The organism is Arthrobacter sp. StoSoilB13 (assembly GCF_019977255.1).
In the GTDB taxonomy this organism is placed as follows: domain Bacteria; phylum Actinomycetota; class Actinomycetes; order Actinomycetales; family Micrococcaceae; genus Arthrobacter.
Genome location: NZ_AP024649.1, coordinates 500,285 through 514,580, shown reverse-complemented (window position 1 = coordinate 514,580; position 14,296 = coordinate 500,285). Strand labels below are relative to the sequence as shown.

At 61.8% G+C, this 14,296-nt stretch carries 10 protein-coding genes and 2 pseudogenes; 7 read left to right on the top strand and 5 right to left on the bottom strand.

Going from position 1 to position 14,296, the window contains the following annotated elements; all coding sequences use genetic code 11:
• Positions 1-4 precede the first annotated feature (4 nt).
• From LDP01_RS20975 to LDP01_RS20965, 3 genes and pseudogenes are all read right to left on the bottom strand, one after another.
• Positions 5-1,540 carry an ABC transporter substrate-binding protein gene (locus LDP01_RS20975; RefSeq protein WP_224093979.1) on the bottom strand — a complete coding sequence of 512 codons (1,536 nt, stop codon included), beginning with the start codon at positions 1,538-1,540 and terminating at the stop codon, positions 5-7.
• A gap of 236 nt (positions 1,541-1,776) precedes the next feature.
• Entirely contained in the window at positions 1,777-2,784 is a 1,008-nt protein-coding gene (locus LDP01_RS20970; protein WP_224093977.1) for a Gfo/Idh/MocA family protein, read from the bottom strand.
• A 50-nt stretch (positions 2,785-2,834) separates the two neighbouring features.
• Positions 2,835-3,681 (bottom strand): annotated as a pseudogene (locus tag LDP01_RS20965) (sugar phosphate isomerase/epimerase family protein).
• Between the two features lie 192 nt (positions 3,682-3,873).
• Here LDP01_RS20965 and LDP01_RS20960 point away from each other — a divergent pair.
• Positions 3,874-4,914: a LacI family DNA-binding transcriptional regulator gene (locus LDP01_RS20960; RefSeq protein ID WP_224093975.1), complete on the top strand. Its 1,041-nt coding sequence runs from the start codon at positions 3,874-3,876 to the stop codon at positions 4,912-4,914.
• A gap of 444 nt (positions 4,915-5,358) precedes the next feature.
• On the opposite strand, the pseudogene nadE reads toward LDP01_RS20960, so the two are convergent.
• Both nadE and LDP01_RS20950 read right to left on the bottom strand, forming a co-directional pair.
• Positions 5,359-6,181 (bottom strand): annotated as a pseudogene (nadE, locus tag LDP01_RS20955) (NAD(+) synthase).
• Between the two features lie 229 nt (positions 6,182-6,410).
• A complete protein-coding gene (locus LDP01_RS20950) occupies positions 6,411-7,127 on the bottom strand; it encodes a FadR/GntR family transcriptional regulator (RefSeq protein WP_346658941.1) in 717 nt (238 codons plus the stop codon).
• Positions 7,128-7,413: 286 nt separating this feature from the next.
• Here LDP01_RS20950 and eat point away from each other — a divergent pair, with 286 nt between their 5' ends.
• The 6 genes from eat (at position 7,414) to LDP01_RS20920 (ending at position 14,213) form a co-directional block, all read left to right on the top strand.
• Positions 7,414-8,844: an ethanolamine permease gene (gene eat / locus LDP01_RS20945; protein ID WP_224093973.1), complete on the top strand. Its 1,431-nt coding sequence runs from the start codon at positions 7,414-7,416 to the stop codon at positions 8,842-8,844.
• Positions 8,845-8,894: 50 nt separating this feature from the next.
• The gene (locus LDP01_RS20940) at positions 8,895-10,277 is read left to right on the top strand and encodes a glutamine synthetase family protein (RefSeq protein WP_224093972.1); all 1,383 of its coding nucleotides are present in this window, start codon (positions 8,895-8,897) and stop codon (positions 10,275-10,277) included.
• Complete coding sequence (locus LDP01_RS20935; RefSeq protein ID WP_224093971.1) at positions 10,258-11,028, top strand: gamma-glutamyl-gamma-aminobutyrate hydrolase family protein; 771 nt, start codon at positions 10,258-10,260, stop codon at positions 11,026-11,028. Before LDP01_RS20940 ends, LDP01_RS20935 begins: the two co-directional genes overlap by 20 nt.
• Positions 11,025-12,395 (top strand): aldehyde dehydrogenase family protein, encoded by a 1,371-nt coding sequence (locus tag LDP01_RS20930; RefSeq protein ID WP_224093970.1) that lies wholly within the window; start codon positions 11,025-11,027, stop codon positions 12,393-12,395. The genes LDP01_RS20935 and LDP01_RS20930 overlap by 4 nt, the downstream gene beginning before the upstream one ends.
• A gap of 32 nt (positions 12,396-12,427) precedes the next feature.
• Positions 12,428-13,210 (top strand): 3-oxoacyl-ACP reductase, encoded by a 783-nt coding sequence (locus tag LDP01_RS20925; RefSeq protein ID WP_224093969.1) that lies wholly within the window; start codon positions 12,428-12,430, stop codon positions 13,208-13,210.
• Positions 13,211-13,529: 319 nt separating this feature from the next.
• Entirely contained in the window at positions 13,530-14,213 is a 684-nt protein-coding gene (locus LDP01_RS20920; protein ID WP_224095085.1) for a PadR family transcriptional regulator, read from the top strand.
• Positions 14,214-14,296: the final 83 nt, after the last annotated feature.

The following is a 14,296-nucleotide window of genomic DNA, read 5'->3' as shown; positions in this document are numbered from 1 at the left end:
GTTCCTACTTGGCGGGCGAGTAGTTATAGATGGACGGAACGGCCTGCTGTACTTGCGGGGTGACGTTCACTTTGTCGTTGTGGTAGTACATTTGGTTCACGCGGAAGAGCGGGGCGAACCATGCCTGTTCCACAACGTACTTGTTGACTTCCTGGGCCAGCTTGCCAGCCTCTTCGCCACCGGTGCGCACAGCCTGGATCTTCGCCTCGAGTTCAGGTGTGGTGGTCTTGAAGGGGTTGTACAACGCCTTGGTGGAGACGATCTGGTCGATCGCAACGGTAGGTTCACCCTGGAAGAGGTTGAAGAAGAGCGCCTGGTACTTCTGTGCCGCGACGTCAGCGGTGAACGTGTTGGTGATGGCCGCGCCCGGTTTCAGGGTGATTCCAACGTCCGCGAGCTGTTGCTGCATGACAGAGATAAGGGTTTCAGCTCCGGGCAGGGTGGGAACGTCAAGGGTTACCTTGCCCTCGAAGCCGGAGTCCTTCAACAGTTGCTTGGCCTTGGCGGGATCGTAGCTGTAGTAGTTCTCCAGCTCCTCCGTCCAGGCGCCGCTTTCCTTGCCGAACGGCTGCGAAGTAGGCGTGCCTTGGCCCAGCATTACCTGTTCCAGAATGGTCTTGCGGTCGAATGCATAGTTGATGGCCTGGCGGACCTTGACGTTGGCAAGTGCGGGGTTCTTTGTGCCGTCCCGGTCCAGAAGAAGCAAACCTGACCAGTCAACCTGGTTGGTTTCGAGTTTCATCTTGGCACCCTCTGCCTGCTTGCCGTTCTTGGGATCCAGGAGCGTGGCATCGATCTGGCCGGAAACCAGGGCGTTGGTGCGGGCCGTGGGATCGGTGAGGATCTTCAGGGTCAGCTTCTTGTACTTCTGCAGGTCCTTGTTCCAGTATCCCTCGCGGGCGGTGAAGACCGTCTGGGAATCTTTCACCGAGGCCGCTTTGTCCATCACGTACGGTCCGGAACCAACGGGTACGGTCTTGATCGCATCAGTGCCGAGCGCTGCGGGGCTGCCCATCAGGCCGGCGGCTTGGCTCAGGAAATACTCCAAGGCCGGCTCTGGAGCGCTGAGGTTGATGTCGATGGTGTCCTCGTCCACCACGGCGATGTCCGATACCGATCCGAGCTGGGCCATCTGCGGGCCGTTGGCCTTCTTGAAGTGGTCCAGGTTGGCCTTGGCTGCTGTGGCGTCGAACTTGGCGCCATCGCTGAACGTGACGTCCTTCCGGAGGTCCACGGTGAGCTTGGTATTGGTGTCGTTGTACTTCCAGGCGGTGGCCAGCATGGGGCTGAGCTTGCCGTCCGGTTCGCGCAGGATCAGGGAGTCATAGGCTGCCTGGTACGGCTGTAGTGCGTGGCCGACGTGAGCCTGGGCAGGATCCCACGAAGTGATGTCACGGAGCGTGCCCAGCGTCAAGGCCGTGATGGATTTTCCGCCACCGGCGTTTGAACCAGCTCCGGCTCCTCCGCCGCCACATGCGGTGAGCGCCAGGGAGGCGCTGAGTACGAGGGCGGCTGCTGCCGCCTTTGGACCTAACTTCATTGTCGGCTCCTAATGAGTCTTTGGCCTGACGCGAATCAGAACGAAGGTTGTGGCGTGGACCACATTTTTATCGGTGTGGGACTTACATTACGGAAGGAATCCCGGCTTGGCAACCGATTGTCAAAAGTTTCTGAAAATGTTGCCAAGTTGCCAGGATGTTGGACTCGGTTCCCTGAATTGGAGGCGAAAATGGCCGGAAACTTCGGGCCGGAATCGCCGGCAGACCCGGCTGCGGTTCAGCTCACCAGCTCCAACTGGTCCGGATAGCTCTGCGCATAGATGTCCTTGACGATCCTGAGCGACTTGGCTGCCTCTGCCGGACTTATCCAGAAAGGTCCCTCATCCTCGAGCCCGGTGTAAAAGTCTTTGATCAGCAACTCATGCGAGACGCCCCAATAGGACCTGCCGCCCGTTTCCGCCACCCGCTCCGGGATGACATCCACGGTGCCGTCGTCGTAAGTCACCGTGAGGTCGCCGCGCAGGCTGAGCGTCGCCTTTTCGGTCACGATGTCCAACGAGACCGGCGCATTGACCGCATTGGCCAAAGTTGCATAGAAGACACTCCGCGCGCCGTTTACGTGCTCGGCAACAAACTCCGCGGTGTCTTCCACCTCAATCACGCCGGCCAGCGATCGCGTCGAGGCCCGGCCTTCCACCTTGGCAACATCACCAACCAGCCACTGAAGCAAATCGACAGTATGGATGGCCTGGTTCATCATCAAGCCACCGCCGCCCTCCAGCCAGGTGCCGCGCCAAGGCCGGTCGCGGTAGTAGTCGCCGTTCCGGTGCCACATGACAGTGGCCGATGCGCCGATTACCCTACCCAGCCCACCGCCGTCGAGCATTTTCCGCATTGCCTGGGACGTCGCGTTGTAGCGGTTCTGGAAGCAGACGGCGATCTTGGCATGGCTCCGTTCAGCCGCAAGAATGAGCCGCTTCCCCTCTTCAAGCGTGTGCGCGAGAGGCTTCTCGACGATCACATTGACGCCGCGCTCCAGGCAATCGGCTGCCAGTGAGGCATGGAGGTGGTGCGGGGTACAAAGATGCACGACGTCGGGACGCGCCTTCTCCAGCATGTCCAGATAGTCCGTGTACCCCGGCACGTTGTGGGCGCCTGCTGCCCCTTGCAACCGCCCGGGATCGGTATCGCAGACACCGACCAACTGGACATCGTCCATGGTTGAGATCGCCGAAAAGTGGATCGTTGAGATGTCACCGCAACCGATGACTGCCGCTGTAGGCATTTCCTGCTCCTTTGAAGGATGGTGCTGGTGCGTTGCGGCCGAGCCGGCTGTCAGGCCAGTTCGACGCCATTCCTGGCCGCCAGGCTCGCGAAAGCCCTCGCAGCAATGCCGAAGGCTACGGGTCCGGAGTACCCACCGAGCTCGTGGGCGTTGGCGAGGTGCGGCTCCAAGGAGGCAAAGCCTGTGAAGCCGTCGGCCTTGAGTGCGGCAATGGTGGCATCCAGTTCGCCGTCACCCTGCCCGGCAGGAACCACCTCACCCGTATCGGCCAAGGCATCCTTTACCTGCAAGTACTCAAGGTACGGACGCAGCATCGCATAGCCCTCGGTGTAAGGCTTGACGCCTACCTGTACGAAGTTGGCGTTATCCCACGCCACCCGGAGCGCCGGGGAGGCCACAGTCTCCATGATGTCCAGCACCCTCTCGGGCGTATCGCCGTAGATGCCCTTTTCGTTTTCGTGGAGCAGGACGATTCCACTGGCTTCGGCCCTCGGCAGCCAATGCCCTCATGCGTTCCATGACGGCATCCCGGATTTCTTCCTGGCTCTGGCCTTCGGCGCGGTAGAAGGAGAAGATCCGGACGTACTTGGCGTCAAGGCCCTTGGCCACTGAGATGATCTGGCGGAGCCGATTGACCTCATGCTCCACGGGAAGGCTGACGTCCACCTTGCCTATGGGGCTGGCAACGGCAGAGACTTTGAGGCCTCTTTCGTCAAAAATCCCTTTGAGCCGCTCCACTGCTTCCTTTTCCAGCTCGGACACGTTTGCGTCCCAGGCGCTGCGGACTTCGATGTGGCTGGCGCCGAGGGCCAGGAGTGCTGCGGCCTGGATCGCGGGATCGGGGTCTATCTCATCGCCGAAACCGGACAGGCTCCACACGGCATTGGGTTGAGTCACGAAATCTCCTAGATAGTGCCTGTGGCGGCTGGTTCCTCGCGGCGCCGCAAGGTTGCGGTGACACAGTTCACAGGCGGTGCTGTTCCCTGAGTTTAGCCAACTTGGCATCCTTATGACAACCGATTGCCACAATCTGCCATGCTGTGGCATTCTTGATAAACGGGGTGGCAGCAATCACAGCCGGATGACCCGTTGTTCAGAGAGGAACACCCATGGCGACACAACCCGTGGCATCAGACCGGCCCCGCCACCATCCATGACATTGCCGCCCTGTGCGGAGTCGCGGCATCTACTGTGTCCCGGGCGCTCACCAACCCGGACCGCGTCAATATCCGCACCCGGCAGCGGATCCAAGCTGCCGCCGTCGAACTTAACTACACGCCGAACTCCCAAGCAAAGGCACTGAGCTCCGGCCGGACCGGAGCAGTTGGGGTGCTGGTGCCGGATATCACCAACCCGTTCTACTTCGACCTCATCCGCGGAACGCAGCTGCAACTCAAGGCTGCAGGGTACACACAGTTACTGGTGGACACCGAGGAATCCGATGAAGTTGAGGCCAGCACCCTGGAGCAGCTGCGCAAGAGCGCTGACGGCGTGATCGTTGCAGCCTCCCGCTTGAATGACGAGTCCCTCGCCGCTGCTGCCGCCAAGATGCCCATGGTCACCGTGAACCGTGACGTCGTCGGCGTTCCTGCCGTCATCATCGATACTCCATCCGCCATGCCGCAGGCGCTGGACCACCTTATTTCCCTGGGGCACACATCCGTGGCCTACGTAGCCGGGCCGGTAGTCTCGCAGTCGAGCGCCCGGCGCTGGGCCTCGCTGTCCGCAGCGGCCGAGGACCGTGGGGTGGATGTTCGCAGCCTCGGCCCCTTTGCTCCAAAGACGCAGTCCGGCGCTGCCGCTGCCGATGCCGCAGTCCACAGTGGAGTGACTGCCTGCATTGTCTTCAACGACCTCATAGCAATCGGCATGTTGCAGCGGCTTCGCGAACGCGGCCTGCGCGTGCCCGAAGATATGAGCATCGTGGGTTGCGACGACATCTTTGGTGCCGACTTCTGCAACCCACCTCTGACGACCATGAGCTCACCCATCGAGCAAGCCGGCCGGGTGGCGGTGTCCATGCTGCTGGCCCAACTGAACCCCTTGGCAGGAGGTGGCAACCGCAGCCGCTCCGTCATGCCCACCCATCTCACCGTCCGCGGCTCCACAGGTCCGGTCTCGTCCGGCTAGGTCGGAGGTTTTAGGGAACGTTCTCTCACATCCTGCCGCCCTTTGGGGATCGTTCTCTCACATCCTGCCGCCCTTTAGGGATCGTTCTCTCACATCCCGCGGCCCCACAGGCAACGTTCTCTCACATCCTGCCGCCGCACAGGCAACGTTCTCTCACATCCCGCCGCCCTTTTAAGGATCGTTCTCTCACATCCTGCCGCCCTACAGGCAACGTTCTCTCACATCCCGCCGCCGTTAACGGATCGTTCTCTCACATCCTGCACGTCGGCACTCAACCGATGCGTCCCACGTCGGGCCGTGCGGCCGTAAAGTTTTCCTGGGACTGCGTGATGGGAGCTCCGCGTCGAAGCCCGGTGCTATGTGCGAGCGCATCGGCCAAAAGCACGTTTGATGTGAGAGAACGACCGCCAAAAACCTATTGGATATGAGAGAGGAAATGCGGGGCTATTTCCACCACGTGTCGAAGATGGTGACCGGCACTGTCCGCTTGTGGCGTGTGCGGAGGTACTTCTGCTCAATGATTTCCGCAACGCCGTCGGGAACTTCGCGGCCTTCAAGGTAGTCGTCGATTTGGTCGTACGTGACTCCGAGCTCGTCTTCATCGGTACGGCCCCGGCTTGTCGTCCAGCAGGTCAGCCGTGGGCACCTTCTGCCAAAGTCGCGCGGAAGCGCCCAACTCGGCCAGGAGTTCGCGGTTCTGGCGTTTGTTCAGACCGAACAGCGGCAGGATGTCCGCACCGCCGTCGCCATATTTAGTGAAGAAGCCCGTGACGGACTCGGCGCCGTGGTCTGTGCCGATCACCAGGTAGTTGTGTTCGCCGGCGATTGCGTACTGGGCAACCATGCGTGCGCGGGCCTTGGTGTTGCCTTTGTGAAAGTCGGAGATTTCAGCGCCAGTGGTTTTCTCGAACTCTTCCTCGAATCCGTCCACGGCGCGGGAGATGTTGAAGGTCCGTTCGGTCTTGGCCTTGATGAAGTCCAACGCAGCTTGGGCATCGTCTTCGTCGTGCTGGATACCGTAGGGGAGCCTGACCGCGACAAAGTTCGCGTTAACGCCTTCAGCTTCCAATTCCTCGACTGCCAGCTGTGCCAAGCGACCGGCAAGAGTGGAATCAAGACCCCCGGAGATGCCCAGCACAAAGCCGTTTGTGCCAGTGGCTTTCACGTATTCCTTCAGGAACGTGACCCGTTTGCGGACCTCCTCTTTGGGGTTGATCCGGGGCTGGACGCCCATTTCCTCGATGATCTTGGCCTGGAGTTCGCGCATGTGTCCAACACTAGTCAGCCGCATGACAAAGGCTCAACCATATTGCGACGTGATTCGACGTCCTTTGATTCGACCTGGGCGGCCTCGGATGTGAGAGAACGATCACTGAAAAGCCGCACGACGTGAGAGAACGTCCGCCAAAAAGCCGCACGACGTGAGAGAACGACCGCCGAAAAGCAGCAGGATGTGAGAGAACGTCCGCCAAAAAGCCGCAGGATGTGAGCGAGGATCAGGCGAGGAAGCCGCGCAGCAGTGAAGCCGTTCCTTCCAGGTGTTCGATGGTGGCCCGCTCGGCGGCGGGGGCATCGCCGCGCAGGATCGCTTCGGCGATCTCGGTGTGTTGTTCGTTGGCATGCTCCAGGTTGGTGCTGAGCAAAGGGATCCGGTCCAGAAGCTCGTTGAGCCGGGACCGTGTTTCGGCCACGGCGCCTACCAGGCTTGCGGAGCCGGACAATTCGGCAATCGCGATGTGGAACCGGGCGTCGCGCGGACGGTAGCCCACGGCAGGGGAAGCGCTGACTTCAGAGAGGCAGACCTGTAGGTGCCTGCGGGCAGCTGCGGAGAGGTCCGCTTTGGCGGCTAAAGCAGCAGCGGCAGGCTCGATGATGGACCTGAAGAGCAGGACGTCCTCCACTTCGGCGGGGTCGAGCGGCCCTTGGTCCGGCTGGCGCTGGACTGCCGTTGTGGAAACGTATGTTCCGCCGTACCGGCCGCGCTGGACTTCCAGATAGCCGGCGCTTTGCAACTCCCCCAAGGCGTCGCGAAGGGTGGCGCGGGAGACTCCCAATTGTTCGGCCAGTTCGCGTTCGGGCGGCAGTTTCTCGGCCGGAGCGAAGATCCCCAGCTTGATGGTCTGCAGGATGTGTTCGATGGTCTCTTCGAACGCGTTGCCGCCCCTGACTGGGCGCAGCATCGAGAACGACGGGCCAAACGGTGAGTCCGGCACGGCATCTCCTTCCACGGAATGCGGGCTGCGCCAACCAATGAGGCCATTCATAGGGCGCTGCTGCCTCCATGCTACCCACGCCGAGCAATAAAGGTCATCAAAGAAACCATTGGACACGCCTCGGATTGTGATCCAAGTCATCAGGTTTTTCAGAAAAGTCTTGACTCGTGGCGAATCACGCTCCAGACTTTGAAGCACACTTTGGACTGAAAACAGTCCTTTAGGATCTGATTGATCCCCCCGCTCGACTCTTCCCAGAAGCATTCCTCAGACGATAGGAACACGCATGGAAACAGTGCACCAGCCGCCCGGCGGCGAGGATGAGTATTTGAAGCACCGGCGCCTCAAACGGGGTGCCGCCGGATGGGTTCTCCTCGCGGGACTTGGAGTGGCCTACGTGATCTCCGGCGATTTCGCCGGCTGGAACCTGGGCCTGGCACAAGGAGGCTGGGGCGGCCTGCTGATCGCTTTCCTTCTCATGGCCGTGATGTACACCTGCATGGTTTTCGGGCTCGCTGAGCTCTCATCAACGCTCCCGACGGCGGGGGCCGGCTATGCGTTCGCCCGCCGGGCCCTGGGACCACTCGGTGGATTCGCAACCGGCATGGCGGTCCTGATCGAATACGCGGTGGCACCGGCAGCTATTGCCACCTTCATCGGCGGCTATGTGGAGGCACTTGGTCTCTTTGGCCTCACCAACTCGTGGCCGGTCTACCTGGTCACGTACGTCATCTTCATCGGCATCCACATCCGCGGAGTCGGCGAAGCCCTCAAGATCATGTTCGCCATCACCGCGGTGGCCACCATCGCCCTGGCCGCCGCCGTCGTCGGCCTGCTTCCAAAGTTCGATTCCGCCCGGCTGTTCGATATTGTTCCCGATGGATCCGCAGGCTCCAGCGCGTTCCTGCCCATGGGTATCAGCGGCATCCTGGCTGCGCTGGTCTACGGAATCTGGTTCTTCCTGGCGGTGGAGGGCGTTCCCCTCGCGGCTGAGGAAACGTCGAATCCCAAGAGGGACATGCCACGGGGAATCATTGTGGCCGTCATTATCCTGGTGGTCTTCGGCGCGCTAATGCTGGTTTTGGTACCCGGTGCAGCTGGCTCCCAGGCCATGAGCGAATCCGACAACCCGCTGCCTGAAGCCCTACGCATCGCCTACGGCGGCAACACCTTCCTTGCAGACTTCATCAATTACGCCGGACTGGCTGGTCTGGTGGCGAGCTTCTTCTCCATCATTTACGCCTATTCACGCCAGCTGTTTGCCCTCTCCCGGGCAGGCTACCTCCCCCGCTGGCTCTCCCTCACCGGCAAACGGCGCACCCCGTACTGGGCATTGATTGTTCCGGGCACCATTGGATTCCTCCTCGCGGCCATCACCCAGGACGGTGCCTTGCTCATCAACATCGCAGTCTTCGGTGCGACAGTTTCCTACGTCCTGCTGAACCTCTCGCACATCGTCCTTCGCAAGAAGGAACCCAACCTGGAACGCGGTTACACGACGCCGGGCGGAATCGTCACGACGTCGATTGCCTTGGTCCTGTCCGCGGTGGCCGTCGTGGCGACGTTCGTCGTCGACGTCTTTGCCGCTTCCATTACGGCAGCGATTTTTGCCGCTGCCCTCCTTTACTACTGGCTCTATAGCCGGCACCGGATCGTGGCGGGCGCACCCGAGGAAGAGTTCGCCCAACTCGCCATGGCCGAGGCCGAGCTGAAGTAGCAGCCAGCAGAACCTGACATCCACTCACAGAACCACACTGCGGAGACATCATGAATTCCCACATCCAAGAGTCCAGCCGGAACCGGCAGCTCACCGTCGACGAACTGCGCGAAGCCGTAGGAAGCGGCGAAATCGATACCGTCATCGTCGCCATCACCGATGCGCTGGGTCGCCTCCAAGGCAAGCGCTGCGGCGCACGTTCCTTCCTTGAAGACGTTCTGGATCACGGCGCGGAGGGCTGTAACTACCTGCTCGCCGTGGATGTTGAAATGCAAACCGTGGACGGCTACGCGATGTCGTCCTGGGAGACCGGCTACGGGGACATGGTGATGCTGCCGGACGTTTCAACACTCCGGAAGGTCCCTTGGCTCGAAGGCACAGCCATCGTGCAGTGCGATGTCCTGTGGACAGACCGGACGCCCGTGGCAGCATCACCACGGCAGATCCTGAAAGCGCAGATCGAACGGCTCGAAAAGCTGGGCTACCGGGCCCACGTTGGCACCGAGCTTGAGTTCCTGATGTTCGATGACTCATACAACCAGGCCTGGCAGAAGAACTACACGGGCCTTGCGCCGTCGACGCAGTACAACGTGGACTACTCGCTCCTTGCCACCGCCCGGCTGGAACCAGTGATCCGCTCCATCCGCAACAACATGGAAGCTGCGGGCTTGGTGGTCGAGTCGTCCAAGGGCGAATGCAATCTCGGCCAGCAGGAAATCACGTTCCGCTTCGATGAAGCCCTCGCCGCCTGCGATAAGCACACGTTTTACAAGAACGGCGCCAAGGAAATCGCGGACCAGCACGGCAAGAGCATCACGTTCATGTCCAAGTTCAATGAGCGTGAGGGCAACTCCTGCCACATCCACTTCAGCCTCACCGACCTGGACGGGAACCCGGTACTGGCGGGCGACGGCGAACACGGCTTCAGCCCCCTGATGGAACGCTTCGTAGCGGGTCAACTCGCGGCGCTGCGCGAACTCGCCTACTTCCTGGCACCCAACATCAATTCCTACAAGAGATTCGTGGAAGGCAGCTTCGCCCCGACGGCGATCGCCTGGGGCCTGGACAACCGCAGCTGCGCGCTCCGCGTGGTGGGTCACGGCCGCGGCCTCCGCACCGAGAACCGCGTGGGCGGCGGCGACGTGAACCCCTACCTCGCCGTGGCTGCAATGATCGCCGCAGTCATCCATGGCATCGAGAACGATCTCCAGTTGCCGGCAATCACCAAGGGCAACGCTTACGAATCCGATGCGGAACGGCTGCCCACTACGTTGCGGGACGCGCGGGACCTCCTGGCCGAGAGCAGCATTGCCCGCAAGGCTTTCGGCGACGACGTGGTGGACCACTACGTCCACGCCGCCAACGTTGAGCTCACCGCTTACGACAGCGCCATCACAGATTGGGAGCGGGTCCGTGGCTTCGAACGTCTCTGAAACTTACGGGCAACCGTACAAGCCCAGGATCGCGCTCACCAGTTACCTTCAGGAGGCCTCCTGGGGAGTGTGGAATACGACGGCGGCAATCCTCCCCGGAACGTACGTGGAGGCAGTGGTCGCAGCCGGAGCAACACCAATCCTGCTCCCTCCGCTGGGCACCGACGAATCCGTGCTGGACCTGGTGGACGGCTTGATCGTGGTGGGAGGTCCCGACGTCGATCCTTCCCTCTACGGCGAGCCGCCGCACCCAGCTACCAAGCCGCAGCCGCTGCGGGACGCGCACGATTCCGCCCTGATCCGTGCCGCACTTGAGCGCCAACTCCCGCTGTTCGCGATCTGCCGCGGAGCGCAGCTCCTCAACGTCGTACTGGGCGGGACTTTGATCCAGCACATCCCCGACGTCATTCCAGACAGCAAGAGCCAGCCGGCACCTGGGGTTTATGGAGAAGCATCCTTCATCACCACCCCGGGCAGCCTCATCAACCACCTTCTGGGCGACTCCGCCACGTCCCCGTGCTACCACCACCAGGCCCTGGACTCGGTGCCGGACACCCTGCGTGTGACTGCCCGCTCCGCCGATGGCCTGGTCCAGGCAGTTGAAACAACCGAAGGCGGCTGGGTTCTGGGTGTTCAGTTCCATCCGGAACAGAACCCCAACGATCTCCGGCTGTTCCGCGGGTTCGTGGAAGCTGCCGCCGGCTACCGCTCAGACCAGACCGCAACAATGAAAGCGATGTCCCCCGCATGACAGCAACAGTGTTTGATGTGATCAATCCGGCCACCGAGGAGGTCATCCAGACTGTTCCCTTGGCTGGCCCGGCAGAAACGGACGCAGCCATTGCCAAGGCAGCCGCCGCCTACGAGACGTGGCGGGCAGTTGCCCCCGCGGACCGGGCGCTGCTGCTGCGACGGTTCGCTGCCGCCGTCGACAATGACCTGGAGAACCTCGCGCAACTTGAGGTGCGCAACGCGGGCCACACCATTGGCAACGCGCGATGGGAAGCGGGCAACGTCCGCGACGTCCTCAATTACTACTCGGCTGCTCCGGAACGTCATTTCGGACGGCAAATTCCCGTGGCCGGCGGGGTCAACGTGACCTTCCATGAGCCGCTGGGCGTTGTTGGCATCATTGTTCCGTGGAACTTCCCGATGCCCATTGCAGGGTGGGGATTTGCCCCCGCGTTGGCCGCAGGCAACACTGTTGTGCTCAAGCCGGCGGAGGTCACGCCGCTGACCGCCATCCGCCTTGGCGAGCTGGCGCTTGAAGCGGGCATTCCCGAGGGCGTCTTCCAGGTGATTCCCGGCAAGGGTTCCGTGGTGGGCCAGCGGTTCGTCACCCATCCGGCGGTCCGCAAGGTGGTTTTCACCGGTTCCACGGGCGTGGGAAAGCAGATCATGGCCGGCTGCGCCGAGCAGGTGAAGCGCGTGACGCTTGAGCTGGGCGGCAAGAGCGCCAACATCATTTTCGACGACGCCGACCTTGAGATGGCTGCGGCGGCCGCCCCCGGTGGCGCTTTCGACAACGCCGGGCAGGACTGCTGCGCACGTTCCAGGATCCTTGTGCAGCGCAGCGTCTATGAGCGCTTCCTCGAGCTGCTGGAACCAGAGGTCCTGGGCATGCGTGTCGGAGACCCCGCAGATCCGGCCACCACAATGGGGCCGCTGATCTCCGCCCAGCAGTTGGAGACGGTTTCCGGTTTCGTGCCCGACGGCGCACCGGTCGCCTTCCAGGGGAAGGCGCCGGAAGGGCCGGGCTTCTGGTTCCCGCCGACTGTACTGACCCCGGATGTAAAAGCCCCGTCATTCACCGACGAGATCTTCGGGCCGGTTGTTGCCGTGGTGCCGTTCGACGACGAAGCAGACGCCATCCGGATCGCCAACAACACGGAGTACGGCCTGTCCGGCTCGATCTGGACGTCCAAGGTGGACCGCGCATTGCGCGTAGCCCGGGGCGTCGAGTCCGGCAATCTTTCCGTGAATTCGCACTCGTCTGTCCGGTACTCCACGCCTTTTGGCGGCTTCAAGCAGTCCGGCCTTGGCCGCGAGCTTGGCCCCGACGCGCTGGATGCCTTCAGCGAAGTCAAAAACGTCTTTATTTCCACCCAGTCCGCCTGAACTTTTTTCCACTCTTTCAAAGGAGAGCACCAATGCAATCAGTAGTTTCGAACCGTCTCGCAGGCCGCAGCGCAGTCATCACCGGCGGTGCCAGTGGCATCGGCCTGGCCACAGCACGCCGGATGGCCGCTGAGGGCGCCAACGTCGTCATCGCCGACATCGAACCGACATCCGGAATCGCCGCTGCCAACGAAGTGGGCGGCCTGTTCGTCAAGGTGGACGTCACCAGCGAAGAAGAGGTTCGCAACCTCTACGCCCAGACCAAAGAGACCTACGGCAGCGTGGATATCGCCTTCAACAACGCCGGTATCTCCCCCGCCGACGACGCTTCCATCCTCGACACCGGAATCGACGCCTGGCGCAGGGTGCAGGAGGTCAACCTGACCTCCGTCTACTACTGCTGCAAGTACGCCATCCCGTACATGCAGGAGCAGGGCAAGGGCTCCATCATTAACACGGCGTCGTTCGTGGCTGTCATGGGGGCGGCAACGTCCCAGATTTCGTACAGCGCCTCCAAGGGTGGCGTGCTGTCCATGAGCCGCGAACTCGGCGTCGAATTCGCCCGTCAGGGCATCCGTATCAATGCTCTCTGCCCCGGCCCGGTGAACACTCCCCTGCTTAAGGAACTCTTCGCCAAGGATCCCGAGAAGGCAGCCCGGCGGTTGGTGCACGTGCCTCTGGGTCGCTTCGCGGAGCCGGAGGAGCTGGCCGCGGCTGTCGCGTTCCTCGCCAGCGACGACGCTTCCTTCATCACGGCATCCACATTCCTGGTGGACGGCGGGATCTCGGGAGCTTACGTCACTCCCCTTTCGTAGGCTTTCCCAAGAACCCCGACGCCCAAAGAACCCCGACGGCGGGTGCGGACTTCACGTGAAGTCCGCACCCGCCGTCGGACTTTAACGTTCTCTCACATCCCAACCGTTTCCACCCGATGCTCGCTCACATCCCAACCGTTTCCACGCGATGCTCGCTCACATCCCAACCGTCCCCACCCGATGCTCGCTCACATCCCAACCGTCCTAACCGCATGCCCGATCCCCAAAAAGACTATTGACGTTCCGATAGTTACCGATATATCGTTAACTATCGCCGATATTCCTTCGACGAACCACTAACCGAAAGGATGATGCTGTTATGAAAGGCATCCACAATCACGACGAAAGCTCGTTCCCGGAACACGGTTCCGGACTTCCCGAACATGGCCATGGACGCGGCCGCTTCAATCGCGGCAAAGGGCGCCGGGGTCCCCAAGGACACGGCGGACCCGGCCGCGGGCCAGGCTTCGGCCCGGGATTCGGGCCTGGCGGATTTGGTCCCGGCGGGTTTGGACCTGGCGGGTTCGGCCCCGGCGGATTCGGTCCCCGCGGGTTCGGGCCGGGCGGTCCCCGTCGTAACCGAGGCGACGTCCGCGCTGCAATTCTTTCCCTGCTCGCCGAGGCTCCTTCCAACGGCTATGGACTGATCAAGACCATCGCCGAGAAGACCTCCGGAGCCTGGCGTCCCAGCCCCGGGTCCGTCTACCCCACGCTGCAGCAGCTGGTTGATGAAGAGCTCATCACAGCCGTGGGCGAGGGGCGCAGGACGGAATTCACTTTGACGGACGATGGCCGGGCCTACGTTGCAGAGCATGAAGAAGAACTCGCCAACGCCTGGAACACCGAGGCTGACGGAAACATGCAGGAGTTCCACCAAAGCATCGGGAAACTGATGGGCGTCGTCCACCAGTTCCGCGCCGCGGCAACCGACGAACAGCGCAGGGCGGCGATCGAAAAGCTCGATGAAACCCGCCGCGCGCTCTACCTGATCCTGGCCGACTGATTCCTCCAATCCACCCCCTTGACCTTGACGTAACGTCAACCATTACTGTCAAAGGACAAGCCAGGAACGCGAAGGTCGGACGG